General features: G+C 71.0%; 27 protein-coding genes and 2 pseudogenes. 19 read left to right on the forward strand and 10 right to left on the reverse strand.

Annotation, left to right across the window (positions count from 1 at the left end; translation table 11 throughout):
• Window positions 1-55: 55 nt before the first annotated feature.
• The 4 genes from P2T62_RS16775 (at window position 56) to P2T62_RS16790 (ending at window position 4726) form a co-directional block, all read left to right on the forward strand.
• On the forward strand, window positions 56-811 hold the full coding sequence (locus P2T62_RS16775; protein WP_276258167.1) for a phytanoyl-CoA dioxygenase family protein: 756 nt from the start codon (window positions 56-58) through the stop codon (window positions 809-811).
• Window positions 812-854: 43 nt separating this feature from the next.
• Entirely contained in the window at window positions 855-1943 is a 1089-nt protein-coding gene (locus P2T62_RS16780) for an N-acetylneuraminate synthase family protein (protein WP_276258168.1), read from the forward strand.
• Window positions 1944-1980: 37 nt separating this feature from the next.
• Window positions 1981-3678, forward strand: a complete 1698-nt coding sequence (locus tag P2T62_RS16785; RefSeq protein WP_276258169.1) for a cytidylyltransferase domain-containing protein — start codon at window positions 1981-1983, stop codon at window positions 3676-3678.
• A gap of 769 nt (window positions 3679-4447) precedes the next feature.
• Window positions 4448-4726: an amphi-Trp domain-containing protein gene (locus tag P2T62_RS16790; RefSeq protein WP_276258170.1), complete on the forward strand. Its 279-nt coding sequence runs from the start codon at window positions 4448-4450 to the stop codon at window positions 4724-4726.
• On the opposite strand, the gene P2T62_RS16795 is transcribed toward P2T62_RS16790, so the two are convergent.
• Window positions 4727-5071, reverse strand: coding sequence for a BsuPI-related putative proteinase inhibitor (locus P2T62_RS16795; protein WP_276258171.1), 345 nt, complete (start codon window positions 5069-5071; stop codon window positions 4727-4729). It abuts the gene before it with no gap.
• Between the two features lie 90 nt (window positions 5072-5161).
• Entirely contained in the window at window positions 5162-6337 is a 1176-nt protein-coding gene (locus tag P2T62_RS16800; RefSeq protein ID WP_276258172.1) for a S8 family peptidase, read from the reverse strand.
• 134 nt (window positions 6338-6471) lie between these two features.
• Here P2T62_RS16800 and P2T62_RS16805 point away from each other — a divergent pair, with 134 nt between their 5' ends.
• The 4 genes from P2T62_RS16805 to P2T62_RS16820 all read left to right on the forward strand — a co-directional run bounded on the left by P2T62_RS16805 (window position 6472) and on the right by P2T62_RS16820 (window position 9111).
• Window positions 6472-7257: a DUF2797 domain-containing protein gene (locus tag P2T62_RS16805; RefSeq protein ID WP_276258173.1), complete on the forward strand. Its 786-nt coding sequence runs from the start codon at window positions 6472-6474 to the stop codon at window positions 7255-7257.
• Window positions 7258-7366: 109 nt separating this feature from the next.
• Window positions 7367-7837 carry a hypothetical protein gene (locus P2T62_RS16810; RefSeq protein ID WP_276258174.1) on the forward strand — a complete coding sequence of 157 codons (471 nt, stop codon included), beginning with the start codon at window positions 7367-7369 and terminating at the stop codon, window positions 7835-7837.
• 94 nt (window positions 7838-7931) lie between these two features.
• Window positions 7932-8657, forward strand: coding sequence for a DsbA family protein (locus tag P2T62_RS16815; protein WP_276258175.1), 726 nt, complete (start codon window positions 7932-7934; stop codon window positions 8655-8657).
• 4 nt (window positions 8658-8661) lie between these two features.
• The gene (locus P2T62_RS16820; protein WP_276258176.1) at window positions 8662-9111 is read left to right on the forward strand and encodes a disulfide bond formation protein B; all 450 of its coding nucleotides are present in this window, start codon (window positions 8662-8664) and stop codon (window positions 9109-9111) included.
• 3 nt (window positions 9112-9114) lie between these two features.
• On the opposite strand, the gene P2T62_RS16825 is transcribed toward P2T62_RS16820, so the two are convergent.
• Complete coding sequence (locus tag P2T62_RS16825) at window positions 9115-9990, reverse strand: endonuclease III domain-containing protein (protein WP_276258177.1); 876 nt, start codon at window positions 9988-9990, stop codon at window positions 9115-9117.
• Window positions 9991-10112: 122 nt separating this feature from the next.
• On the opposite strand from P2T62_RS16825, the gene P2T62_RS16830 reads away from it, so the two are divergent.
• Window positions 10113-10538, forward strand: coding sequence for a hypothetical protein (locus tag P2T62_RS16830; RefSeq protein WP_276258178.1), 426 nt, complete (start codon window positions 10113-10115; stop codon window positions 10536-10538).
• Window positions 10539-10566: 28 nt separating this feature from the next.
• On the opposite strand, the pseudogene P2T62_RS16835 reads toward P2T62_RS16830, so the two are convergent.
• A pseudogene (locus tag P2T62_RS16835) lies at window positions 10567-11004 on the reverse strand (DUF371 domain-containing protein); the annotation flags it as partial.
• Between the two features lie 505 nt (window positions 11005-11509).
• Here P2T62_RS16835 and P2T62_RS16840 point away from each other — a divergent pair.
• The 3 genes from P2T62_RS16840 to P2T62_RS16850 all read left to right on the forward strand — a co-directional run bounded on the left by P2T62_RS16840 (window position 11510) and on the right by P2T62_RS16850 (window position 13872).
• Window positions 11510-12400 carry a coiled-coil protein gene (locus P2T62_RS16840; RefSeq protein WP_276258179.1) on the forward strand — a complete coding sequence of 297 codons (891 nt, stop codon included), beginning with the start codon at window positions 11510-11512 and terminating at the stop codon, window positions 12398-12400.
• Window positions 12401-12567: 167 nt separating this feature from the next.
• Entirely contained in the window at window positions 12568-12876 is a 309-nt protein-coding gene (locus P2T62_RS16845; protein ID WP_276258180.1) for an Hsp20/alpha crystallin family protein, read from the forward strand.
• A 135-nt stretch (window positions 12877-13011) separates the two neighbouring features.
• Complete coding sequence (locus P2T62_RS16850) at window positions 13012-13872, forward strand: isocitrate lyase/PEP mutase family protein (RefSeq protein ID WP_276258181.1); 861 nt, start codon at window positions 13012-13014, stop codon at window positions 13870-13872.
• 131 nt (window positions 13873-14003) lie between these two features.
• On the opposite strand, the gene P2T62_RS16855 is transcribed toward P2T62_RS16850, so the two are convergent.
• Both P2T62_RS16855 and P2T62_RS16860 read right to left on the reverse strand, forming a co-directional pair.
• Entirely contained in the window at window positions 14004-14822 is an 819-nt protein-coding gene (locus P2T62_RS16855; RefSeq protein WP_276258182.1) for a nucleoside phosphorylase, read from the reverse strand.
• Between the two features lie 60 nt (window positions 14823-14882).
• Window positions 14883-16271, reverse strand: a complete 1389-nt coding sequence (locus P2T62_RS16860; RefSeq protein ID WP_276258183.1) for a phosphohexomutase domain-containing protein — start codon at window positions 16269-16271, stop codon at window positions 14883-14885.
• A gap of 360 nt (window positions 16272-16631) precedes the next feature.
• Here P2T62_RS16860 and P2T62_RS16865 point away from each other — a divergent pair, with 360 nt between their 5' ends.
• Window positions 16632-16961 (forward strand): hypothetical protein, encoded by a 330-nt coding sequence (locus tag P2T62_RS16865; RefSeq protein ID WP_276258184.1) that lies wholly within the window; start codon window positions 16632-16634, stop codon window positions 16959-16961.
• A gap of 73 nt (window positions 16962-17034) precedes the next feature.
• Window positions 17035-17244, forward strand: coding sequence for a ribbon-helix-helix domain-containing protein (locus P2T62_RS16870; RefSeq protein ID WP_276258185.1), 210 nt, complete (start codon window positions 17035-17037; stop codon window positions 17242-17244).
• A gap of 47 nt (window positions 17245-17291) precedes the next feature.
• Here P2T62_RS16870 and P2T62_RS16875 read toward each other — a convergent pair whose 3' ends face one another.
• Complete coding sequence (locus tag P2T62_RS16875; RefSeq protein ID WP_276258186.1) at window positions 17292-17759, reverse strand: JAB/MPN domain protein-containing protein; 468 nt, start codon at window positions 17757-17759, stop codon at window positions 17292-17294.
• Window positions 17760-17832: 73 nt separating this feature from the next.
• Window positions 17833-18525: a hypothetical protein gene (locus tag P2T62_RS16880; protein ID WP_276258187.1), complete on the reverse strand. Its 693-nt coding sequence runs from the start codon at window positions 18523-18525 to the stop codon at window positions 17833-17835.
• 130 nt (window positions 18526-18655) lie between these two features.
• Here P2T62_RS16880 and P2T62_RS16885 point away from each other — a divergent pair, with 130 nt between their 5' ends.
• Together P2T62_RS16885 and P2T62_RS16890 are read left to right on the forward strand one after the other, a co-directional pair.
• Window positions 18656-19393: a VOC family protein gene (locus P2T62_RS16885; RefSeq protein ID WP_276258188.1), complete on the forward strand. Its 738-nt coding sequence runs from the start codon at window positions 18656-18658 to the stop codon at window positions 19391-19393.
• Window positions 19394-19434: 41 nt separating this feature from the next.
• On the forward strand, window positions 19435-19974 hold the full coding sequence (locus P2T62_RS16890) for a cupin domain-containing protein (protein ID WP_276258189.1): 540 nt from the start codon (window positions 19435-19437) through the stop codon (window positions 19972-19974).
• An 81-nt stretch (window positions 19975-20055) separates the two neighbouring features.
• On the opposite strand, the gene P2T62_RS16895 is transcribed toward P2T62_RS16890, so the two are convergent.
• Window positions 20056-20376, reverse strand: coding sequence for a DUF5779 family protein (locus P2T62_RS16895; RefSeq protein ID WP_420028381.1), 321 nt, complete (start codon window positions 20374-20376; stop codon window positions 20056-20058).
• A gap of 69 nt (window positions 20377-20445) precedes the next feature.
• Entirely contained in the window at window positions 20446-20901 is a 456-nt protein-coding gene (locus P2T62_RS16900) for a ferritin-like domain-containing protein (RefSeq protein ID WP_276258190.1), read from the reverse strand.
• 392 nt (window positions 20902-21293) lie between these two features.
• Between P2T62_RS16900 and P2T62_RS16905 the strand changes: the two genes are divergently transcribed.
• The 3 genes and pseudogenes from P2T62_RS16905 to ilvN form a co-directional block, all read left to right on the forward strand.
• Entirely contained in the window at window positions 21294-22517 is a 1224-nt protein-coding gene (locus P2T62_RS16905) for a LeuA family protein (RefSeq protein ID WP_276261633.1), read from the forward strand.
• A gap of 381 nt (window positions 22518-22898) precedes the next feature.
• Window positions 22899-24677, forward strand: coding sequence for a biosynthetic-type acetolactate synthase large subunit (gene ilvB, locus P2T62_RS16910; RefSeq protein ID WP_276258191.1), 1779 nt, complete (start codon window positions 22899-22901; stop codon window positions 24675-24677).
• Window positions 24674-25318 (forward strand): annotated as a pseudogene (gene ilvN, locus P2T62_RS16915) (acetolactate synthase small subunit); the annotation flags it as partial. The gene ilvB and the pseudogene ilvN, both read left to right, overlap by 4 nt.
• Window positions 25319-25612: the final 294 nt, after the last annotated feature.

The following is a 25612-nucleotide window of genomic DNA, read 5'->3' on the forward strand; positions in this document are numbered from 1 at the left end:
GGTGAGCGTAGCCGCGACGGGAAAACACTTACAGCGCAGACCCATCCGCTGGGATATGGCTACGGTCACCGACGCCGAGGGGGAGCCGGCGACCGACATCGACGTCGACGCCGACACGTACGCGGCGACGCTGGCCGCCGACGGCGTCGTGGTGGTGGAGGACTTCTTCGCGCCGTCGCTCTGCGACGAGATCCGCGAGGCCGTCGAGAGTCGGCTCGACGGGCTGCCGCGAGCCGGCCCCGACGACGACTACGGCTCGCTCGCGACACGGGGCGAGCCGGTCGTCAGGGAACGCACCGGCGAGAACGACGACGGGATGCTCGACGTGTTCAACATGGGACTCGCCGTGCCGGCACTGGCCCAGCTCAAGCGCGACCGCTTCGTCGCCGAGGTGATCAACGGCGCCGCCGCCGAGCGCTACACCCCCGACAACCTCAACGTCTACGTCAACCGCGGCGTGACCGACACCCGGGACTTCCACGCCGACACGTACGCGGGCAAGTTCAAGTCCTTCGTCTACCTCACGGACGTCCCCGACGAGCGGTACGGGCCGTTCCAGTACATCCCGGGGAGCCACGAGCCCTCCGTCCTGCGGCGGAAGGCCGCCAAGCTCGTCAACCGGGTCCGCGGGAACCCGTCGACGGACGGGGTCTTCTACGACGACGACGACGCGCTGGTCTGCACGGCCTCGAAGGGCACGCTCATCATCGCCGACCAGGGTGGCCTCCACCGCGGGACACCCCAGGAGCCGGGGTTCGAGCGCATGCTCGCGACGACCTCGTACACGCCCGCGGGCGCCGACCACCACTGATGTCGGCCGGCACGTCAGCGACCGACGGACGGAGGGACCACTGATGCCGGACGAACGCGACATCGACCCGGTCCACATCGGTGACCGCGCGGTCGGCCCCGGCGAACCGGCGTACGTCATCGCCGAGGCCGGCGCCAACCACGACGGCGAACTGGCGAAGGCAAAGCGCCTCGTCGACGCAGCCGTCGAGAGCGGCGCCGACGCCGTCAAGTTCCAGAACTACACCGCCGAGCGGCTCGTCACACGCGACGCGCCGAAGTACTGGGACGAGGGCACGCAGTACGAGACGTTCACCGAACTCGACGTGCTCGAACGCGAGGACTACGAGGCGATGGCAGCCTACGCCCGCCACCAGGATCTGATGTACCTCTCGACGCCGTTCGACGGCCTCGCCGTCGACCTGCTGGACGACCTCGACGTGCCCGCGTACAAGATCGCGTCGGGGGACCTGACACACCACCCGCTGTTGCGGGACGTGGCTTCGCGCGGCGAGCCGGTTATCCTCTCGACCGGGATGGCGACGCTCGAGGAGATCCGGGCCGCCGTCGGCGTCATCGAGGACGCCGGCAACGACGACATCGTCCTGCTGCACTGCATCACGCGGTATCCGACCGACATCGGTGACGCGAACCTCCGGATGATGTCGACGCTCATGCGCGAGTTCGACCACCCCGTGGGGCTCTCGGACCACACCATCGGGACGACCGTCCCCGTCGCGGCGGCGGCGATGGGCGCGGCCGTCATCGAGAAGCACTTCACCTACGACACGTCGCTCGAGAAGAGCCCGGACCACCGGCTCTCCGCGGACGTGGAGGTGATGAGCGAGATCGTCGACCGCACCCGCGAGGTCCACGCCGCGATGGGCCGGGCCGAGCAGGGCCCGACCGAGGTCGAGGCCGACGGGATGCGGCTGGCGCGGCGCTCGCTCGTCACGGATCGGGCCATCGAGGCCGGCGAGCGCATCCGACGCACGGACCTCGCGGTCAAGCGCCCGGGGACGGGCCTCGCGCCGAAGCTGCTGTTCGAGGTCGACGAGGGGGAGTGGCGCGCGACCCGCGACCTCGATGCCGACACGGTGCTGACGGCCACGGACGTGGAGGGACTGCCGACCGGGGCTGCGGACGACGACTGACCGGGACGGCGAGACACACTACAGGACCAACCGAACCATGGACGCCACGGACCCGCTCTGCATCGTGCCCGCGCGTGGCACCTCGCCGGGCCTCCCGAAGAAGCACTTCAAGGAGCTGGCCGGCAAGCCCGTCCTCGCGCACACGCTCGAGACGGCGCTGGCGTGCCCTGGCATCGAGGAGGTCGTCGTCACCACCGAGGACGAGGCGCTGGCCGACCTGGCGCGCGAACACGGGGCGCGCGCACCGTTCCTCAGACCGACCGAGCTGGCCGGCGACGCGCTCCTCCACGAGGTCGTCGCCCACGCCGTCGACGAGCTGCGCGCGGAGCGACCCGTCACCGGGGAGACACCCATCGTCGTCCTGCAGCCCAACGTCCCCTTCCGGCGGGTCGCGGACGTGGAGACGGCCATCGAGCGGTTCCGGGCAGGCCACGCGGCGGTCATCAGCGTCGCCGAGGAACGGCGGTTCTTCTGGCAGGCACGGGAGGACGGTGGCGGGGAGGCCGGCGGTCCGCCGACCGACGCCACGCCGGCGGGCGAGCGGCTCGAACCCCGCTTCGAGGAGCGCGCGCTCCGGACGGACCTGGAGCCGTTCTACCGGGAGACGGGCTCCATCAACGTCACGTCGACCGCCCTCCTGCAACAAGGAACCCGCGTGGGCGACGCCCCGGGCTACGTCGTCACTGACCGGCTCTCCTCGCTGGCCATCGACGGCGTGGTCGACCTGTGGCTGGCCGAGCGGCTGGCCCAGGGGCCCCGCGTCGCCTTCCGGGTCGACGGGGGTGGCACCCGGGGGATGGGCCACGTCTCCCGGTGTCTCACGCTCGCCGCGGAGCTGGAGCGGACCCTCCGCGCCGAGTCGACCTTCGTCTGCCGGGCGGACTACCCGGCCGGCTGCGCGGCGGTCCGCGACGCCGGCCGCGAGGTCCACGTCGTCGACCCCGACGAGCGGGACCCGCTCGCGCCGGTCGTCGGGATGGACCCCGACCTGGTCTTCCTGGACGTGCTCGACACGGACCCCGAGCGGGTGCGCCGGCTCCACCGGACCGCGGCCGCCGTCGTGAACCTGGAGGACCTCGCGGGCGGCCCCGAACACGCCGACCTCGTCGTGAACGCGCTGTACGAGCCCGAACTCGTCGAGGGCGGCGGCAACCACCTCGCGGGGGCCGAGTACTTCGTCCTGCGCGAGGAGTTCCGCGACCGACCGCTCGCGGTCCCGGAGGCGGCCCGCCACGGCCTGCTGACGTTCGGCGGCAGCGACCCCGCCGGCCTGTCGCCGCTCGCCGTCCGGGCGGTGGCCGACGACGGCCGCGACTACCGACTCGTCCGCGGCCCGGACTTCGACGACCCCGACCTGGACGACGCGCTGGCCGACGCGCCGAACGTCGAGGCCGTCGGGGCCCCGGAGATGGGCCCGCTGATGGAGTGGGCCGACCTCGCGGTCTGCTCGGGCGGGCGGACCGTGTACGAACTCGCGGCGACCGGAACCCCGACGCTCGTGCTGGCGCAGAACGACCGCGAGCACGAGCGGATGCGCGCGCTGGGCGAGCGCGGCGTCGTCGAGTACCTGGGCGACGGTCGTGACGTGACGGCCGCGGAGCTGCGCGGGGCGGTGAACACGTTCGCGAACGACGCCGAACGCCGGCGTGAACTGGCCGAGTGCGCCCGCGAGTTCGTCGACGGCGCCGGAACGCGGCGCATCCTCGATGCCGTCCACGAGGCGCTGCTGGGGTGAGGATGTGTCTGTAACGACTGGTGTGGCGGCGATAGTAAGTACAACAGCGACGGTTAGGGGCTGTTGAAAGCCCCCGCGCGCTTGACCGGCCGCGGCTCGCTGCGGTCCTCGGCCTCTCTCAGGTCGGCCTTCGGTCCTTGCGTCGCCGGGGCCGGGTCAAGCGCGCGACCCCTTTCAGTCCCGCCCGGTGCAGCCTTCCAGGGTTGCTTCGCACCATGCTGGCTCGGTGCGTGCGCTCCGTGGAACAGGCAATCTCGGGCGGGACTGGAAGGGGCTGGCCGCCTCGACCCATCCCGGGCGATGCAAGCACCGTCGTCCGAGACGGCTCCGCCGTCTCGTGATCCCGAAAATCTCCGATTTTCGGAGCCAGCGACCGCAGGGAGCGAGGAGCGCAGCGAGCCCCGGATGGTCGAGCGTCGGGAGACTCCGTCTCCCGGAACCGCGGCTCCGCCGCGGTCGCCGATGGACTCCGTCCACCGAGCAGTCGGCGCGAAGCGCCGACGACGGCCAGGGGCTTCCAACCCCTTCGCTTCAGTTTCGAATCTATCTAACAAATCGGTACAACCAGCCCCCTGCATCCAACACGAGTCTGCAGATGGGCAAGATATTGATCAAAATTCAAATTATCCCATCTGAATCCGTAATAAATTATCTTTAAATCAGATAATTCATCAAGTCTGGATCTCCAACACGTATCCCGGATTCCCGACCACCGTCATCCTTTGCAGCAGCCGATACGCGTATCCCCGCCAGTCACGCATGGACAGGTATGCCCGAAGAAGTGCTGTTCGAGACAGAGTCGATGCGGAGCCGATCGGAGGTCGCCGCCTACCTGCGCGATGTCGCCGACGCGCTGGAGAGCGACGGGGCCGTCACGCTCACCGCGGGCGACCAGTCCATCTCGGTGACGCCGCCGAACCGCGTCGAGTTCGAGGTGAAGGTCGAGCGCGAGGGCCCGGCCAGTGGCCCCGGCGAGCTCGGCCTCGAACTGGAGCTGGAGTGGGACGAGGACGCGCCCGACGACGGGTCGGAGCTGTCCATCGAGTAATCAGACCGAGAACGGCGTCTCGGCCCGTACCTCGACCTCGCGGACCCGGAGTTCGCCGACGGCGGTGTAGTCGCCCGGCCGCGGGTCGGGCCACTCCGCCTCGAACGTGGCCGACTCGCCGGGGGCGAACTCCGCCGGGCGGAGCGCCTGTGCGAACACCCGCCCGTCGGACCAGCGCCACACCTCCTCGCCATCGGCCGTCAGCACGGCGAAGTCGGCGTCGCCGCTGTCGCGGAAGGTCACGCTGACCGGGTCGTACCCGGCGTTCTCGACGACGAGGGCGAACGCGACCCGCTGTCCGCCCCCGTCGACCGTGACCTCCAGCGATGCGTCGAGCGATGACACGGTGTACCCCTGCGACCCCGGGAAGAAAGCGTTTGTGCGGCCTGGAGAGTGTCGTCCCGTACCGGGAAGTGTCGTCCCCGGGGGGCCGGACTACCGCCGGAGCGCCGCCGGGATGTCCAGCAGGCCGGCACCCGTCTCGGCCACGTCGTGGCCGATGTCCTCGGCGGTGTAGAGGAGTCGCTCCTCCGTCCGGGCGGGGTCGGTGCCGGCCGCGCGGAGCAGCGCGGCGGCCCCGGTGACGTGCGGGGTCGCCATCGAGGTGCCACTCATCGTCGCGTACCCACCGCCCAGGTCGGTCGACCGGACGTCGACGCCGGGGGCGGCGATGTCGACGCCCGGACCCGTCGAGGAGAACCCGGCGACGGCATCGTCGCGGTCCGTCGCGCCGACGCCGACGGTCGCCGACAGCGACCCGGGCGCGGCGACACAGTCCGAGCACGGGCCGTCGTTCCCGGCCGCCGCCACGAGGACCACACCGCGCTCGCGAGCGTAGTTGCAGGCGTCCCGGAGCATCCGGGTCCCCGACGCGGCGGTGGTCTCGACGCTGAGGTTCACCACGTCCCAGCCCTTCTGCGCCGCCATCTCGATGCCTCGCGCGATGTCGGCGTTGTAGCCGGTTCCGGAGGCCGTGAGCGCCTTGACCGCGTGGAAGGTCACGCCGGGTGCGACCCCGACCACGCCGCTCCCGTCGTCGGTCGCGCCGATGGTCCCGGCGACGTGGGTCCCGTGGCCGTGGTCGTCCTGGCCGGCGGGCGCGGCCGTTCCGGCGACCCAGCTCCCGACCGTCGTCCAGCTCCCGCCCACCCGCCCGAGCAGGTCCGGATGCGTCGCGTCGAGACCCGTGTCGACCACGGCGACGTCGATGCCGTCGCCGGTCGCGTCGACGGCGTCGGCGCCGACGCGCTCGATGCCGTACGGCGTCGACTGCGTGTCCTCCGTCCGCAGCGGGCCGTCGTCGTCCACCCGGACCTCGGCGTCGGGCTCGACGTAGCGCACGTCGTCGCGCGCTCGCAGGTCGGCGACCGCCCCGGTCGGGACGGTGGCCGTCATCGCGTCGAACGCGTAGGTCCGATGGACGATCGCCGCGGCGTCCCGGACGACGTCCGCCCCACCCGGTCGGATGCCGACGTTCACGCGCGCCGTCGCGCCACCACCGCGACCGTCGCCCGTCCCCGCGGCTCCCGTCCCCGCACCGAGACCGACCGCCATCGTTCCCGCACCCAGCGCCTGTAGGACCGCCCGCCGGCTCCGTCCACCCTGTTGCATACCAGTCCCATCGACAGCCGGGCCCCTACTCCCGCGCACCACCATCCGGTATGAACCGACGACCGGCCATGTGTTACTATTTATACACGCCCGGGGGACGGCACCCCTTTGCCCATCCACCCCGAACGGCACCTGTGCAGATCGTCGGTTACGACCGGTCGCCCGACCCCGCCCTCCTGCTCGGCGACGAGGGAGCTGTCGAGCGCGTCCCGCTGACGCCCGGGACGACCCTCGACTACGGACTGGAGGAGCGCCACTGTGCTGGCGCGGTGGTGGCCGCCGACGCGACGGACGGCCCGGACGGGGAGGCCGGCCTCCGCCACCGGGCCTGCGGGGCGTCCCGTGCGCCGTACTGCCGGGACCACACCTCGACGTGGGCGTGCGCGCGGTGCACCGGGAACTGCGACATGCCGCTGGAGAACTGCCATCGCGAGCACGTGCTCTACCTCGCGGCGTTCGCGCCCGACGTGTTCAAGGTGGGCGTCACGAAGCCCGACCGGCTGGAGACGCGCCTGCGCGAGCAGGGTGCCGACCGCGCCGCGCTGCTCGAGCACCACCCCGACGGCCGGGTCGCGCGCCAGCGGGAGGCCGGCCTCGCCGAGCGCCTCCCGGACCGCGTCCGGACGCCGACGAAGGTGGCCGGGCTCGCGCGCCCGGTGGACACGGAGGCCTGGGCGGCGCTGCTGGCCGAGTTCGACCCGCTGGAGACGTTCGAGTTCGACTACGGACTCGACCTCGACGGGCGTCCGGTCCGCGAGACGCTCGCGACGGGAACCGTCCGCGGGGTGCAGGGCCGACTGCTGGTGCTGGAGAACGCGGGGAGCAGCTACGCGGTCGACCTCCGGGACCTGGTCGGCCACGAGGTCGGTGACGGGGCGGGTGAGCGGGATATCCAGTCCTCGCTGGGGAAGTTCGGTTGAGACCGTCACCGCGGCTGGTTCGGGGAGTGGTGGGGAGGGCCCACCCTCCCCGTCCCCGGTGCCGGCCGTTTCCCGCATGTTTTTCAGTGGCGCACCGATATCGGGGAGTATGACGGACGAACCCGAGGAGAACGAGGAGGCGGCCGAGAGTGCCGACGACGCTGGCGAGGAGGGCGGCGAGGAGAAGTCCTTCCGCGAGCGCGTCGAGGAGATCCGACAGCAGCGCGCCGAGGAGCGCGAGGGCGAGGAGGGCGACGGCCCCAGCCCCGAGGAGCGGATGGAGGAGATGATGGGCGGCGGCGGCGGCCCGCCCGGCATGGGTGGCGAGGGCGGCGGCCCGCCCGGTATGGGTGGCGGTGGCGGCGGCAACCCGTTCGCGCAGATGATGGGCGGCATGATGGGCGGCGGCGGTCCCGGCGGCGCGCTCGGCGGCTCGCCCGGCGGTCCCGAGGGCCGCGGGCGCGACGAGGGCGGCCAGGACAACGAGGAGCTCATCCGCGAGGTCCGGAAGACCCGGGACGAGATCAACGACCTGCGCCGCGAGGTCGCGCGCATCGCCGACGCGCTCGAGGACCGGTAGGGCGGCTATCGAGGCCGACGGCGGCCCCAACCGCGACCGACGTTTTCGACGCTCCGACCAGAAGCTTGAGACGAGGGACCGTCGAAGGGCACCCATGACGACACGACGCAGCTTCCTCGCGGCCGGCGGCACAGCCACGCTGGCAGGCCTCGCCGGCTGTTTGGGCCTCGGTGGCGGTGGCGGCGACGGTGGCGACGGCGGGTCCAGTGACCCTCCGGACGGGCCCGTCGCGAACGCGCCGCTCCCGGACGACCCGGGCTCGCACACCTACGCCCGGATGGACGCGGGCGCCGAGTCGACCATCACCTACGTCGGGAACTGGAAGTGCCCGTTCTGTGCGGAGTTCTCGACCGGCTCCGACCGGGTGCTGTCCCTGAAGACCATCGTCGAGGACTACGTCGCGCCGGGCGACATCGCGCTGGAGTACCGGGCGCTCTCGTACTCCGGGGACGGTGAGCCGTTCCTGGGGCCCGACGCGCCCCGGGCCGCGCGAGCCGGCCTGGCCGTCTGGAACGTCGACCCCGCCACCTACTGGACCTACCACGAGTACGTGATGGCCAACCAGCCGCCGGAGGGCCAGCAGTGGGCGACGCGGTCGAAGCTCGTCGAGTTCGCCCGCGAAGCCGGCGTCGGCGACCCACGTGCGGTCGGGCAGGCCATCGGTGGTGGCGAGCACGAGAGCGCGGTCCGGGCGAACACGGAGTTCGCGGCCAGCGCCGGCGTGGGCGGGACGCCCGGCATCGTCGTCGGGAACGACGCGTACTCACCGTTCAACGACCAGGGGGCGCTCCGGGACGCGCTCGACCGGATCACGGGCTGAAGCGATGGCTGGGGAGACGAACGGCCCGGTGGGCGCCTCGCTGCCCGGGACGCGGGTGGTGCTCGGGCTGGCGACGGTGATCGCGACCGTCGCGACGGCCGGGAGCCTCTGGTTCTCGCTCGGCCTCGGACTGGTCCCGTGTGAACTCTGCTGGTACCAGCGGATCCTGATGTACCCGCTCGTGGTCGTCCTCGGTGTGGCGGCCGTCGAGTCACGGTCGGGGGTCTGGCGGACGGTCCTCCCGCTCGCGGTGCCCGGCCTCGTCGTCGCGGCGTACCACAGCTACCTGCAAGCGACGACCGTAGCCTGTGGCTTCGAGGGGGACTGCGCGGCGGTCCTGTGGCGCGCCCCGGTCGTCGGCCTCAGCATCCCGAACCTGTCGCTGGTGGCGTTCGGGCTGGTCATCGGGCTGGTCGGCGTCATCGCGGGGCGGGAGCGCGGCCTGCTCGGCTGAGACTCAGTCGCCCCCGCCCGCCTCGGGGGCCTCGGCGGGGTCGATCACCTCTCCGGTCTCCGGGTAGACACCGACCTGGTCACAGATATCGGCCATCGGGCAGGCGTCCGGGTCGTCGAGGCACGCCGGCTTCCGCGCGGTGCAGTACTCCCGACCGAACTGGATCATCGCCGTGTGCCCGAAGCCACACTTGTCGGCTGGCACGTCACGCTCGAGGGCCGCGCGAACCCCCTCGTGGTCGGCGTCGGCGGGAGCCAGCCCCATCCGCCGGGCGATACGGTGGACGTGCGTGTCGACGGGGAAGACGCCGCCACGGCCGCCCGAGAAGAGCAGGACACAGTCGGCCGTCTTCGGTCCGACGCCCTTCATGTCCAGCAGCGCATCGCGCACGGTCTCCGGGTCCTCCCCGGTGACGAACGCGTCGAAGGCATCGGCGCTCCCGTACTCGGCGAGGACGCGCTCGGCGAGGCGGATGAGCGTCTCTGACTTCTGGTTGTAGAGACCGGCCGAGGAGATGGTCTCGGCGAGGTCGTCCTGCGCGGCGGCCGCCAGCGAGGCTGCGAGGTCGCCCTCGGAGGCCGGCCCCTCGGCCCCGTACCGCTCCATCAGCGCGTCGTGGGCCGGCTGCGAGGCCTTGTCCGAGGTGTTCTGCGAGAGGACCGTCCGGACCAGACACTCGAAGGCCGCCTGCCCGCCGTACGCCTTCCGCCAGTAGCGCTCGCCGAGCCGGTCGACGACGGCCTCCGCGCGGGTCGCCGGCTCCTCGGCCGGCTCGAACGGCGCCGCACGGCCGCCACCGGCGTCGCCCCCCGAGATGTTCTCGGCCGGCTCCGGGTCCGCCCCGGGGTCGCTGGAACCGTCTCCGGGCTGCTCGCTCATGGTCGAACGGAGGGACGGCGGCGGCATATGGCTGCGGTTCGCGACCCGGGGGCGTGGCCGTGTCCTGCGGCCACCCGCAACGACCGAAACCAATGAATACCAGAAGAGACCATTATAGGGTAATGAATCCGTTCCTCGCCCCGCTACGGCTGTTCGTCCGCTCGCTGAACATGGTGCCCGGCGTCTCCGCCTCGATGCGGACGGAGCACGTCGAGGTGGAGGACCGGCTGGACGACGGGGGCCGGCGGGTACTCCTCGTGCGCCGCGGGACGGACCCCGAGGCCGTCCGCCGGGCCGTCGCGGCGGGCCGGGGAGCAGTCTCCGACGACGGGGCGGCGGGCCCCGAGCCGCTGGTCCGGTTCGACGTCGGCCCCGACGGCGAGACCGCCACCGTGGTCGTCGACGACCCGGACGCGACGGTCGAGCTGGGCCGCTTCGGCGTAACGGTCCACGCCGAGGGCATCGAGCGCTCGTTCGACCTGCCGTTCGACCCCTCGGCCGCCGACCGGCGCGTCTCGAACGGCGTGCTGACGGCCGATATCGAGTAGGACCGTCGCTGGCCGACCGGGGCGAGCCTCAGCTCTCCGTGACCCGGAGCGTGAGCCGCAGGGCCGCGCCGTCGGCGAGTGCCGCGACCATCTCGCGGTCCAGGTCGGCCGCCGCCGCGTCCGCACCCAGCATGACCGTCCGGTCGTCGACGTGGTCGCTGGTGCGTGCGACGGCGCCGCGGTCGTCCGCGAAGTCGAGGTCGGGGTGCCCGTGCCCCGAGACGGTCGTCTCGTAGGTGGGGTCGTCCCAGTCACCGTCGGGGTCGACCGCGATGGTGGCCTCGATGCGGGCGTCGGTGTCCCGGCAGGCCGCGACGAAGGCATCGTCGAAATCCGCGGGCGCGCGGTCGGCCTCGACGGCGAGGATGCAGTCGCCGGCCGGCGTGAGCCAGTCGTCGGTCGTCACCTCGAACGTGCTCGCGTGAGCAGCGCGGACGTGCTCGTGCCCGTGTGCGTGGACGACCTGCTCGTGGGAGGCGCCAGCGTCGGGGTCCTCGTGGGAACCGTCGAGGTCGGAGCCCTCGTGGGCGGCGCCGGCGTCGGGGCCGGGGCCGGCGTCGGGGCCGGGGCCGGCGTCGGGGCCGGGCGCGGTGGGGTCGCTCATGTCCGAACTCGGGCGACCGGCGCACTTCAGGCCGACGCTCCGACGCCCAGGGGGCAGACTGTCTCCGAACGATGCTACGCTGCCGTCGGGACCCCCGTCACAGTGGCTTCCTTATATACTGTGGCTACGTCCCATGGGAACGCTTGTCGGGGATAGCGGCGCCGTGTGGACTGTTTTCACGGGTCTGACAGCGGCGAAAACACTATATGCCTCAATGATAAAGGTGCAAGTACCAGAACGCCTCCGGCGTTCGCCAGCATCGCCAGCCGACCAGAATGACAGGACCCTTCGATCCTTCGGTGGCTGCAGTGTCCCCCAGGGACCGCTGTGTGAACCCGGAGCGGTAATGGATAGAGAGTTAGTAACAATGGCAGAGAGCATCGACGAAAGCAAGAACGTAGAACTGACAGACGACGACCTCGAGAACGACTCCAAGGGCCAGCTCATCAAGAAGGCCGGCCAGCTCCGCGACCGCCGGAACGAGCTGAACCAGATGGCCTCCGAGCGCGCCTCCAAGCGCGACGAGCTCAACGCGAAGACCCGCGAGAAGGTCGACGAGGCCCAGGAGCACCGCGAGAAGCGCGACGAGCTCAACGAGCAGGTCCAGGAGCACAAGGAGCAGCGCAACGAGCTCAACGCGAAGGCCAACGAGCTCTTCGACAAGGTCGACGACATGAAGGACGACCTCGAGCTGAACGAGGGCAAGTCGGCCGACGAGCTCAAGGAGGAGATCGAGGATCTGGAGTTCAAGCAGCAGACGGAGGTCCTCTCGACCGAGGAGGAGCGCGAGCTCATCGAGAAGATCGAGACCAAGCGCGAGAAGCTCCAGGACCGCAAGGCCAAGCTCGACGACACCGGTGACCTCGAGGAGATCAAGGCCGAGGCCCAGGAGGTCCGTGCCGAGGCCTCAGAGCACCACCAGAAGGTGACCGAGCTCGCGGACAAGGCCCAGGAGCACCACAACCAGATGATCGAGGCCTACCGCGAGGCCGACGACATCCGCGACGAGGCCGACGAGTGGCACGAGAAGTTCGTCGACGCCCAGGAGGCCGCCGACCGCCACCACGAGGACTTCGTCCGCGTCCAGAAGCGCCTCCGCGAGATGGACAAGGAGGAGGAGGAGGAGCGCAAGGACGAGCGCCAGGCCAAGAAGGAGCAGGCCCAGGAGGAGGCCGAGGAGATCTACCAGCGCTTCAAGGAGGGCGAGACCCTCGACACCGAGGACCTCATGAAGCTGCAGCGCGCCGGCAAGCTCTGAGATAGCGAGTTCGTTTCTACCCGTTTCCACCGTCCACCAGCCGTGGCTCCGCCGACGGCTCTCCGACCGAAGTACCGTCCATCGGCAGCTACGGCGGTCGTTCCCACACGTCGGGGAGTGACACTATCCTGAAGTACACCCATGTCGAATCGGCGGACGAGATGACGATGACGGATCCGCGGCACGAACTGGAGCTGTACCGGGAGGACGACCACTACCTCGTACTCGCCCACGTCGACGCCGACCCCGAGGACATCGACGTGAAGTGGGTCGACGGGCACCTCCACGTCGCCGCCGAACACCACCGGGACGGGCGCACCCGCGTCACCCACCGGGATATGTCGTTCCCGCGCGCGGTCGACGCCGACGCCATCAGCGCCGACTACAACGAGGCCGACGACGTACTGGAGATCCGCCTCCCCATCTCCGGGGATCGACCGCAGAGCCGGACGGTCGAGGTCGGGCGCTCCGAATAGCCGCGCCGACCCGTTCCGCTCGTTCCCCCCGTTCCGCCCTCCCCGGCAAGAGTCAAGTACGCTCTCGCCGATCTCTACGCGACGAACCGACGAGCGTACGGGTGACGGCCCGTCGCTGCCGTCGGCGTTCTCCACATGACACCCGACACCCAGCGGGAACTCGCACGGACGTTCCGCGACCGCCATACGGAGCCGAGCGACGGGCCCCTCGTGCTCCCGAACGCGTGGGACGCGGCCAGCGCCATCGTCTACGAGGAGGCCAGGTTCGACGCTGTCGGGACGTCGAGCGCCGGGGTCGCGGCATCTCTCGGCGTCCCCGACGGCGAGCAGCTCTCCCGCGACGAGATGCTGGCGGTCGTCGGGCGAATCGCCGCGGCCGTCGATCTCCCCGTGAGCGCCGACATCGAGGCCGGATACGGCGAGACGCCCGCGGCGGTCGCCGAGACCGTCCGCCGGACCATCGACGCCGGGGCCGTCGGCGTCAACTTGGAGGACGGGACGAACGGCCCGGCGGGACCGCTGGTCCCGCAGGACAAGCACGTGACGACCATCCGGGCGGCGCGCGAGGCGGCCGACGAGACGGGCGTCCCGCTGGTCGTCAACGGCCGGACGGACGTGTTCTGGCGCGGCGTGGGCGACCCGTCCGACCGCGTCGAGCGCGCCGTCGAGCGGGCGAACGCCTACCGCGAGGCGGGGAGCGACTGTCTGTTCGTTCCGGGCGTAACCGACCCGGAGACCATCGCGGCCCTCGTCGACGGCATCGACGGCCCGCTGAACGTCCTCGCCGGACCCGGTGCCCCGTCGATTCCGGCGCTCGCGGACCTCGGGGTCGCGCGTGTGAGCGTCGGCTCGGGCCCGATGCGCGCGACGCTCGGGTTCCTCCAGGAAATCGGCGAGGAACTCCGCGACGAGGGGACCTACCACCGGATGGCCGACGGCATCCCGTACGCGGAGCTGCACGAGTTGCTCTCCGGCCGGGTCGACGATACGGAGTAAGGGAAATACACCAAGAATTATCCAATTACAACCAATATGGTAGACTTATCTCTATAACTTTACATATATTGGATAGACTCGACATTTATCTACCCGCCGACTGCTTCGAGATACCACGCCCGGTCTCGGTCTCACCCGTCCAGCGACAGTCCGGCGTGCCAGTAGTCGACGCCCGCCGCTCGCTTCACCCGGTCCATCTCGTCGAGGACGACGGCGGCCTCGCTGGCCACCTCGGCCGCGCGGGCCTCGCCCTCGGTTCGGAACTCGCCGGTGACGCGGTTGGCGAAGACGGTACAGACCGCGCCGGCCCGGAGCCCGTAGATGGAGGCCAGCGTCAGCAGCGCGGCCGCCTCCATCTCGTAGTTGAGCACGCCGGCCGCCTGCAGTTCGGCCACGCGCTCGTCGGCGCCGGCGGCCCGGAACCCGCCGTGGCCCTCCCGGCCCTGTCCAGCGTAGAACGAGTCCGTCGAGCAGGTGACGCCGAGGTGGTAGTCGTAGTCGAGTCGCTCGGCGGCCGTGACGAGGGCCGTGACGACCTCGGGGTGGGCGCTCGCGGGGTAGTCCTCGCGGACGTACTCGTCGCTGGTCCCCTCCTGCCGGACGGCGCCCGTCGTGATGACGAGGTCGCCGACCTCGGCCTCGGCCTGGATGGCCCCGCAGGAGCCGACACGAAGGAGCGTCTCCGCGCCGACGTTGGCGAGTTCCTCGGCGGCGATGGCCGCCGACGGCGAACCGATGCCGGTCGAGGTGCAGGCGACGGGCGCGCCGTCGCGCGTTCCGCGCATCGTCCGGTACTCGCGATGCTGGGCCACGTCCTCGGCCTCGTCCCACTGCTCGGCCACGACGGGGACGCGCTCGGGGTCACCCGGCAGGAGGACCGGCCCCTCGATGTCGCCGGGCGCCAGTTCGATGTGGTACTGGACCTCGTCGTTGGGGTCCTCGCTGTCCATGGGTGGTGGTCGGTGGCGGGGTACTTGGTAGTTGAGCGTCCGGCGACTGCGGCCGGTGACTTACCCGGCGTCCGCGACGGCATCCTCCACGACCGCGACCGTCCGCTCGACGAGCGCGTCCACGTCATCGTGCTCGGCGTACACCCGGACGTACGGCTCGGTGCCCGAGGGCCGGACGAGGGTCCAGCCCCCGTCGATCTCCAGTCGGACGCCGTGCTCGGTGTCGACCGCGGCGTCGGGGAACTCGGCCGGGAGTGCGGTCTCGAGCGCGCTCATCACGGCAGCCTTCCGGTCGTCCGGGCACTCGACGCTGACCTTCCGGTAGGGCCGCTCGGTGACGGGGTCGCGGAGCGCGTCGAGGCCCGACTCGGCGACGAGCCGTGCGAGGACGGCCGCGCTCGCGACGCCGTCGATCCACGGGCCGAACCGGGTGTGCATATGCTTCCACGGCTCGGCGGCGAAGACGACCTCGGTGTCGGCCCCGCCGGCCTCGCGGGCGGCGGCGACCCCCTCGTGGAGCGCACCCAGGCGGACGCGCTCGACGCGGCCGCCCGCCGCCCGGACGCGCTCGTCGATGCGGGCGGAGGCGTTCGGCGTCGTGACGACCACCGGGTCGCCGGCCGCGGCGGCGCGGGTGTAGTGCTCGGCGACCACGGCGAGGACGGTGTCCTCGTGGACGACCTCGCCATCGGCGTCGACCACGACGATGCGGTCGGCGTCGCCGTCGAACCCCATCCCGAGCGCGAACTCGCCGTCCGCGACGAACGCGCGGAGGTCGGCCAGGCTCTCGGGGGTGGGCTTCGATTCCCGACCGGGGAAGTGGCCGTCGACGTTCCCGTTGAGCGTGACGACGTGTGCGCCGAGTTCCCGGAGCACCCAGGGGACGGCCCGGGCGGCCACCCCGTTGCCGGCGTCCGCGGCGACCCGGACCCCGTCGAGCGGGCCACCGTGGCCACGGGCGTAGTCGACGACAGCGCGACGGTACCCCGGGAGGATATCGACCCGCTCGGCCTCGCCCCAGTCGTCCCACGCGACCGGCGGGTCGTCGTCCGCGACGGCCGCCTCGATCCGGCGCTCGGCCTCGCGGTCGTACTCCTGGCCGTCGGCGAACAGCTTCAGGCCGTTGTCGGTCGGCGGGTTGTGGCTGGCCGTGACCATCACGCCGTGCCGGCCGCGCGAGGCGTACGCCAGCGCGGGCGTGGGTACCCGGCCGACGCGGACGACCCGTGCACCGCCCGACTGGAGTCCGGAGGTGAGCGCCGAAGCGAGCGCCTCGCCCGTCTCCCGGCCGTCCCGCCCGACGACGAACTCGACCGGGCCGTCGCCACCATCGCCCTGCGCGTCGGCGCGTGCCTCGCGGGCCGCCGCGCGCCCGACGCGCAGGGCGAACGCCGGCGTCACCCGCTCGCGCACGCTCCCGCGGATGCCCGCCGTGCCGAAGAGGTCCATACCGACCGCAGGCGGCGAGGGGATTTCAATCTCCGCGGTCCCGCTCGCTTCTTCGAAGCGTCGGTACCTCGAGACACGACCGCGTCGTGTCTCGGCGGTCCCGTTCTCTACCGCGTAGAGACGGGTCCACGAGGACGAGCGGAGCGAGTCCTCGGCGGTCCCGAACGTCGTTCGGGAGCACGAGGGGGAGCAGCGCGAGTCCTCGGCGGTCCCGAACGTCGTTCGGGAGCACGAGGGGGAGCAGCGCGAGTCCTCGGCGGTCCGGCCCCCCGGCAGGTGACCCCCTCCACGAACCGTCGAGGCCCGGCGTCTCCCCCGATGAGGGAGTCTTTTGTACGAGGCGCGGCGTAGATACGTCCGATGGGAGTCCGGCCACCGCAGAACGGCGACGACGACGAGCCAGACACGATCACGTTCGGCATCGCAGCCCTGGACGCCCACCTGGAGAACGCTGACGTGCAGTTCCCGACCGACCAGGAATCGCTGCTAATCGAGCTCGGTGACCCGGACATCCCCTACGACGCCTCCGGCTCGACCGTCGCGCTCTCGACGGCGATGGAGCGGATCCACCTCCAGCAGTTCGACTCCGAGCAGGAGCTGCTCAACACCCTCCACCCCGTCTTCGAGTCCTACCGCGAGCGCGCCGGCAACAGCATCATCGGGCAGCTCCGGGCGCTGCTTCCGTTCTGACGGCCGACGCCGTTCCCGCGCCGGACCCCCCGCGAGCGTCACCCCTATCGGGACGGGCGCCCTCGGCGGCGGTATGACCGAGTACACCACCGTCTCCATCCCGAAGGACCTGGCCGAGCGCGTCGAGGAGACCATCGAGGGGACCTCCTTCTCCTCGACCAGCGACCTCGTCCGCTTCCTGCTGCGGAGCATCGTCATCCAGCACCAGAAACAGGGTGAACTGACGGAGGCGGAGTTCGAGGAGATCACCACACAGCTGCGGGACCTGGGCTACATCGAGTAGCGCGCCCGGGAGCTGCCGGGGCCTGCGGTCCCGGAGCCGTCGACCGGTCAGGGCGGCAGCGACTCGGCCGGCGGCTCGACATCGAGCAGTTCGAGGTCCCGCCCGCGCCCGCGCCGGTCGAACGCGGCGATGTCCGTCGACTCCCACGGAGGGACCCCGACGAACACGACCTCGTGGAGGTCGTCCGTCTGCCGGACCGCCAGGTGTCCGTCCGGGTGGGAGACGAACCGGCCGTCGGAGGCGGGTGTCCCGAGGTCCATCCCGAAGACGGCCGCGACGGAGCCGCCGGTCCCGGGGAGGTAGAGGTCGGTGAAGACGGGCGTCTCGGGGGGCAGGTCCAGCGGCGGCTCGAACTCGCCGGCCGGCGTGGTGGTGACGGCGATGGTCACCTCCGACGGGGAGCGGTCCTCGGCGATGTCCAGCAGCGCCTCGACGAGGCCGACCGTGGCGTACACCGGCGGCCGCTCGGCTGGCGAGTCGGCATCCGGGAGCACCGCGTCGAGGTCGTCGGTCACTGTCCCCCGTACGCTGCGGAGTCGCTTAACATCGGTGGCTCGCCGTACAGCACCGCGGACGTGCCCGCCAGCCTCAGAAGATGGCGTTCTTCAGCGTGTTGATGTAGAGCCCGGGCGCGTTCGTCGTGGCCTTCCGGAGCGCCGTCCGCATCAGGTCGTCCGCGTCGTCGGCGATGCCCTCGCCGTGGCCGACGAGGAGGCGGTCGACCTCGAGGCGCTTGAGCTTCTTCGGCGGCGTGAACCGCAGCATCGGGTGGACGCCCAGCGTCTCGCCCGGGGCGCAGTAGTAGTCGACGGTGCCGAACACCTCGGGCAGGACGAGCACCTCGGCCTCGGCGTCGTACATCCCGGCCTCCTGCCAGAACGGGTTGTCGATGACCCGCCGGACCTCGTAGGAGGTGTCGGCGACCAGGTCCTCGAGGTCGGTCGTGCGCGCATCGAGGTCGCCCGTGACGCCGCTCATCCACGACGGGACGCCGACGGGGACCTCGTGACGGTTCGCGACGGCCGCGGAGTCGCGCTTGTGGCGGTCCAGCAGGACCGCGACGCCCGCGACCCCGTCCGCGCCGGTGTCCTCGGCCAGGTCCGCGAGCCAGTCGTCGAGGTCGGGCACGTCGACGGGGTCGACGACGACGAGGCCCGCCTCGGTGGCGACGGCGTGGCTCGCGCGCTGCATCTCCTCCTCGGGGAAGGGGATCCAGCTCGCGCCGCCCTCGAACCGGTTGACCTCGTTCAGCGACCCCGCTCCGGATGACTTCATCGGCATACCACTGGATTCGCCCGGAGCGCGGTTAAAGGGTCGTCTCCGGGCAAGCGAGCGACCTCCTCGGGGGAAGCGGTGACCGCCCCCGCGAGCCCGGGGCGTGACTTAACAGGCACCCCCGCGAACGACCGGTATGCTCTCGGGACTCGCGTGGCTGGCGCTGGAGGTCAAGTACCTCGACCGGGCGGTCGAGTTCTACCGCGAGCACCTGGACCTCCCGCTCCGGCGGAAGGACGGCCGCGAGGCCGCGCTCGGGGCCGGCGAGACGGACCTCCTCCTGCGCCGACCGGCCGGCGTCCCCCGCGGGGGGCTCCACACCCACTACGCCTTCTCCTGTCCCGCCGACGCGTACGACGAGTGGTGGGACCGCCTCTCCGGGGACTTCGACCTCCACGAGGAGACGTTCGGCGACGTGCGGTCGCTCTACTTCTACGACACGGAGGGCAACTGCGTGGAGGTGATGGGTTGCGGGGCGCCGGAGGGGCCCCAGCGAGGCGGCGAAGCCGCCGAGCGCGACCAGGGGTCGGAACCCGCCATCACGGGGCTGATGGAGGTCGTCCTGGAGGTTGAGGACCTGGCCCGGGCCGAGGAGTTCTACACCGCGCTCGGGATGGAGATCGTCGACCAGGGCGACCGGCGCAAGCGAACGCGGCTCACGGCGGGCCCGTTCGACCTGGAACTGTGGGAGCCCCACCTCGGACTGGCCGACGCCCGCGGCGGCGTCCACGTCGACCTCGGGGCGTACGTCGACGACCCCGAGGCCGCAGCCGACGCCGTCTGGGGCCGTGCCGACCGCATCGAGGACCTCGACTCGGGTGCCGTCCGGGTGCGGGACCCGGACGGGCACTACCTCACGTTCGTCGGGGAGTGAGCCGCAGCGGGCTTTTGTCCGCGCGGCGCGAGGGAGCGGGCATGGCCGACGACGCACACCCCGACCCGGACCCGCTGGACGGCGCGTACGACTACCGGCAGGTCGCGGTCGAGGACCTGCCGGACGCCCCGAACCCGACCCGCGCGAAGCGCGAGGTGGACGAGGCCGTCGGCGGGACCACCTTCGGCTACAACGTCTTCGTCGCCGAGCCCGGCGAGAAGCTGCCGTGGGGCTACCACTACCACCCGGACCACGAGGAGGTGCTGCACGTCCTCGAAGGGGAGTTGCGCGTCGAGACCGCCGAGGGCGAGCGCCGCGTCGAGGCCGGGGAGGTGCTGTTCGTCCCGCCCAATCACCCGCAGAAGGCCGTCGCCGTCGGTGACAGCCCTGCGCGGGTCATCGCCGTCGGTGCGCCGAAGGACTCGGACGGGGCCGTCATCGTCGAGCCGTGCGCGGCGTGCGGCGAGGAGACGGGTCGCGAGTTCGACTCCGTCGAGGAGGAGGGTGTGACGGTGTACGTGCTGTCGTGTGCGGGCTGCGGGGCCGAGACGGACCGGCTGCGGCCCGGTCCAGGGGAGTGAGGGAGCTAACGGGAAGGGCAGATAACCAGATTGTTCGCGTATTTTCGGGCGTACTCCAGACGTTCGCGCCGAGAATCGAACTTACAACCGGTCCGTGTCGATCTCCACGTCGGGCGGCGACACCACCAGGAACCCCCGGAAGTGCATCAACTCGCCACCGAGTTCGCGCACGTCGCGGGCGAAGCCGGCGGCGAGTTCGTTGAGGTCGCCCTCCACGTCCAGCACCAGCACCGCGCCGTCCTGGATGGCGGCGATCCACTCCTCGGGGTCGTCGGAGCCGTCCAGCACGCCCAGTTCGACGCGGTCGAAGGCCTTCGGGGTCGGCTCGTCCATCTCCCCCTCGGCGGCCTGCAGGTCGAGGTCGCTCAGCGGCCCGCCCGTCGAGTCCGAGTCGTCGCTCATGACCGAGGGGTCGGGGGGGGGCGGGAAAAAGGTCGCGGCAGGGTCCGACGGGCGTCCGTCGGCGACGGTTCAGTCCTGCGCGTACTCCTTGCGGAAACCGCGGAACTCCGTGCGGTGGGCCTCCTCGTCCGCCAGGAGGGTCACCGCGAGGTCCTCGGTGACGGGGTCGTCCGCCGCCTCGGCGGCGTCGATGAGGTCGCGGTAGGTCGCGATGGCGTCCTCCTCGGCCTCGATGACGCCGTCGATGACGCCCAGTACGTCGGTGGTGTCCTCGGGCGGCTGGAGCGAGCCCTGGGTGGCGACGAACGCCTCGCTGCCGGGGACGTTCTCGTCGAGTTGCTTCAGTCGCTCGCCCAGCATCCGGGCGTGCTGGAGTTCCTCGTCGATGTCGAGTTCGAGGGACTCCTTGATCTCCTCGGCCCGCACGCCGTCGAGGACGATGCTGTTCGACAGGTAGTTCATGACGGTCTCGATCTCGTCCTGGTACGCCTTCTGCAGCAGCCGGGTGACCTCGTCGTCGCTCATGCAGTTCTCCCAACGGCCTCCGGGCTTAGATGTGTGGCGGCGATTCCCTCGGGATGAGAGGACCCCGGAGGCGCCGGGGGGGCCGACGCATGGCCCGGACACGTGTCCACCCGATCGGTGCGCACCGGCCGCGCGCGAGTTTCGTTCACGGAAGAAGTTCCGGAACGTTCACCGATTTCCGATATAAACCGCCCCAGCCGTGACACGACACCACGTACCATATAAGGTCCCTCCCGTTCCCCCACACCGTTTACGTCGGGTGGTTTCCGCACGCGGGAGCGGATAGCGTCGGCCGGTGCGGTGGGCGCAGGCACTGCCGCGACGACAGTATTAAATAGCCGGGAGCATCCAGTAGCGGATAGCCATGACAGGCAACACCGAGGGTTCGTCGACTGAGTCGGCGGGTCGAGTTCTTCCAGGGCACGCTTGATTCCACTGGAGAGATAGACGAGGCACGAATTTTCGACACCACGCTGCGCGACGGTGAGCAGTCGCCACGCACGTCGTTCTCGTACGAGGACAAGCGGGAGATCGCGGACGTCCTCGACGAGATGGGCACCCACGTCATCGAGGCCGGGTTCCCCGTGAACTCCGACGCGGAGTTCGAGGCCGTGCGCGACATCGCCGATAGCACCCGCCACTCCACCGTGTGCGGGCTGGCGCGGGTCGTCGACAAGGATATCGAGGCGGCGCTGGATTCGGGCGTGGGCATGGTCCACGTCTTCTGTTCGACCAGTGACGTCCAGCTGGAGGACTCGATGCACGCTTCCCGCGAGGAGGCCGTCGAGCGCTCCGTGGACGCGGTCGAACGGGTCAAGGAGGCCGGCGCGACCTGCATGTTCTCGCCGATGGACGCCACGCGAACCGACGAGGCGTTCCTGGGCGAGGTCGTGGAGGCCGTCTCGAAGGCGGGAACGGACTGGATCAACATCCCCGACACCTGCGGGGTGGCCACGCCGCGGCGCTTCTACGACATGGTCGAGGGCGTCGTGAACACCGCGAACGACGCGGCGGCCGAGCGGGGCCAGGGCGAGGTGTACGTGGACGTCCACACCCACGACGACTTCGGGCTGGCCGCCGCCAACGCCATCTCCGGCTACGAGGCCGGCGCGACCCAGTCGCAGGTGTCGGTCAACGGCATCGGCGAGCGCGCGGGCAACGCGGCCTACGAGGAGGTCGTGATGAGCCTCGAATCGCTGTACGATGTCGATACGGGCATCGACACCACGCGCATCGTGGAGCTGTCCCGTATCGTCGAGGAGAAGTCCGGCATCGACGTGCCGGCCAACAAGCCCATCGTCGGCGCGAACGCGTTCAGCCACGAGTCGGGCATCCACGCCGCCGGTGTCATCGAGAACTCCGACACCTTCGAACCCGGCGTGATGACGCCGGAGATGGTCGGCGCGAAGCGCGAACTCGTCCTGGGCAAGCACACGGGGCAACACTCCGTGCGCCAGCGCCTGGAGGAGGAAGGCTTCGCCCCGACCGACGAGGAGGTCCGCGAGGTCACCCGGCGGGTGAAGGACCACGGCGCCGAGCAGGGACGGGTCACGATGGCCCACCTGAAGGAGTTCGCCCGCGAGATCGGCGTCACCCGCGAGGAGGTCCGGGTCTAGGCCCATGCCTCCCCGTCCGGTCGCCGCGCCGAGGAGAGTTGTACGTAGCCCGCGGCCCCGGAGCGGCGGCGCCGCCGTCTGCCGGACCGGCACGCACGCGACACGACAGCGTTTTAACCACGAACGGCACTACCAAGGACGTGATGACACGGCGTGTCGCAGTGGGCCGAACGCCCCAGACCAGCGACGCGACCGTGCGCCGTCTTCTCGCGATTCTGGGTATTGTAGGGGCTGCCTAGCCCCGACATCACCCACCCCAACCCTGTTGCCACAGTTCACGACCAGTAGCGCGGATTCCCGCGCTACCCAGCGGATGACACGGAACCCACCGATGTACGACGGAAATCACCATCCAACGCCGGACCGACGGAGGTATCGACCATGAGCAAGGAACAACCGAAGCCGGTGTCGCCCACGACGGAGACGGAGGCGACACCCGACGAGGCCGAGGCGGAGGAGGCGGCCGACCGCGGCGCCGTGACCGGGGCCGAGACGGTCGTCGAGGCGATGGAGAACGCCGGCGTCGAGTACCTGTTCGGCGTGCAGGGCGGCGCCATCATGCCGGTCTACGACGCGCTGTACGACTCGGAGATGACCCACATCACGATGGCCCACGAGCAGGGCGCCGCCCACGCGGCCGACGCGTACGGCATCGTGACGGGCGAGCCCGGGGTGTGTATGGCCACCTCGGGGCCGGGCGCGACCAACCTCGTCACGGGGCTGGCCGACTCCAACATGGACTCGGACCCGGTCGTCGCGCTGACGGGGCAGGTCCCGACGGACTTCGTCGGGAGCGACGCCTTCCAGGAGACCGACACCATCGGCGTCACCCGCCCCATCACGAAGGAGAACACGTTCGCGTCCAGCCCGGACGAGGTCGGGACGGACGTGAGCGAGGCGTTCGCGCTCGCGGCCGAGGGCCGCCAGGGCCCGACGCTGGTCGACCTGCCCAAGGACGTCACCAAGGGCGAGACCGAGCGCCGGCCGGGCGCGCCGAAGACGCCGAAGACGTACGACCCGCCCGAGCGCGCCGACCCCGGGGCCGTCCGTGACGCGGCCGACGTGCTCGCGAACGCCGAGCGACCCGTCATCCTCGCGGGTGGCGGCGTCATCAAGGCCGACGCCAGCAGCGAGCTGCGCGAGTTCGCGATGGAGCACGAGATCCCGGTCATCACGACGATGCCGGCCATCGGCGCGTTCCCCGAGGACCACGAGCTGTCGCTGGAGTGGGCCGGGATGCACGGCACCGGCTACGCGAACATGGCCATCACGAACTGCGACGCCATGTTCGCCGTCGGCACCCGCTTCGACGACCGCCTGACCGGCGGCATCGAGACGTTCGCGCCCGACGCGGACATCATCCACGCCGACATCGACCCGGCCGAGATATCGAAGAACGTCGAGGCCGACTACGCCCTGCTGGGTGACGCCGCACACGTCATCAGCCAGGTCCACGAGGCGATGCCGACCGCGCCCGACTGCGAGGCGTGGCGCGACACCTGCCAGCAGTGGAAGCAGGAGTACCCGATGGACTACTCCGCGCCCGAGGACGAACCCGTCAAACCGCAGTTCGTCGTCGAGGCGTACGACGAGGCCACCGACGACGACACCGTCGTGACGACGGGCGTCGGCCAGCACCAGATGTGGGCGTGCCAGTACTGGACGTTCACGCAGCCGCGCACGTGGGTCTCCAGCCACGGGCTGGGGACGATGGGCTACGGCCTGCCCTCGGCCATCGGCGCGCGGCTCGGCGCCGACGACGACCAGACGGTCGTCTGCTTCGACGGCGACGGCTCCTTCCTGATGACGCTGCAGGAGCTGTCCGTCGCGGTCCGCGAGGACATGGACATCACCGTCGTCGTCCTCAACAACGCCGCGGTCGGGATGGTCCGGCAGTGGCAGGACGCCTTCTTCGAGAAGCGCCGCATGGCCTCCGAGTACCCCTGGGTGCCGGAGTTCGACACCCTCGCCGAGGCGTTCGGCGCGAAGGGCTTCCGCGTGGACACCTACGAGGAGCTCCCCGACGTGGTGGAGGCCTCGCTCGAGTACGACGGCCCGAGCGTCGTCGACGTCCACATCGACCCCGAGGAGAACGTCTACCCGATGGTCCCGAGCGGCGGAGACAACGGACTCTTTGCCCTCTCGGAGGACCAGCTATGAGCAGCGACGGAACCCCGCCCCGCGCCGAGCGCGAGGCCGAGGACCGCAAGGGCGGCCTGCACGGGCCCGAGCCGAGCGAGCGGATGCGGCCGGTCGGCCGCCGGAACTCGCAGGGTATCCGCATCGACCCCGAGGCCGAGGCCGAACACCAGCCCCGCCGGACGGTCATGACCGCGCTCGTGGAGAACGAGCCGGGCGTGCTGTCGCGCGTCTCGGGGCTGTTCAGCCGCCGGCAGTTCAACATCGAGTCGCTCACCGTGGGACCGACCCAGGAGGACGACTACTCCCGGATCACCATCGCCGTCGAGGAGCCGGACCCGAACATCGACCAGATCGAGAAGCAGCTGAGCAAGCTCGTCCCGGTCGTGAGTGCCCGGGAACTGGACGGCCAGCCGGTGGCCCGCGAGCTGGTGTTGCTGAAGGTGAACGGCGAGGAACCCGACAAGGTCCACGCCATCACCGAGATGTACAACGGGACGACGCTCGACGCCGGGCCCCGCACGATCACGGTCCAGATCACCGGCGACGAGGGGAAGATCGACGACGCCATCGACGCCTACGAGCAGTTCGGCATCCGCGAGATCGCCCGGACCGGCCAGGCCGCGCTGGCCCGCGGCGAGACCGCCACGGCGCCCAACGACGCCATCGCCGTGACGGACGGGAGCGGCACGGACGCCCGAGAGGGCGACGAGTCCGCGGTAACCGCACCCGCGAACGACGCGGACGCGCCGGACCCCGAGTACGAGCGCCCCGCGGTCACGGCGCCCGCCAATCAGGAGGCGGCGGTCGACGCGCCCGCAAACCGCGAGCGCGTCGTCTCCGTGCCGGCCAACGAGACGGTGACCGACGAGGCGAGCGACGACGAGACGAGCGACGACGAGGCGAATACTGACGGGACCGCGCACGACGAGGGCGCGGCCGACGAGGTGGTTGAC

Source organism: Haloglomus litoreum (assembly GCF_029338515.1).
Taxonomy (GTDB): Archaea; Halobacteriota; Halobacteria; order Halobacteriales; family Haloarculaceae; genus Haloglomus; species Haloglomus litoreum.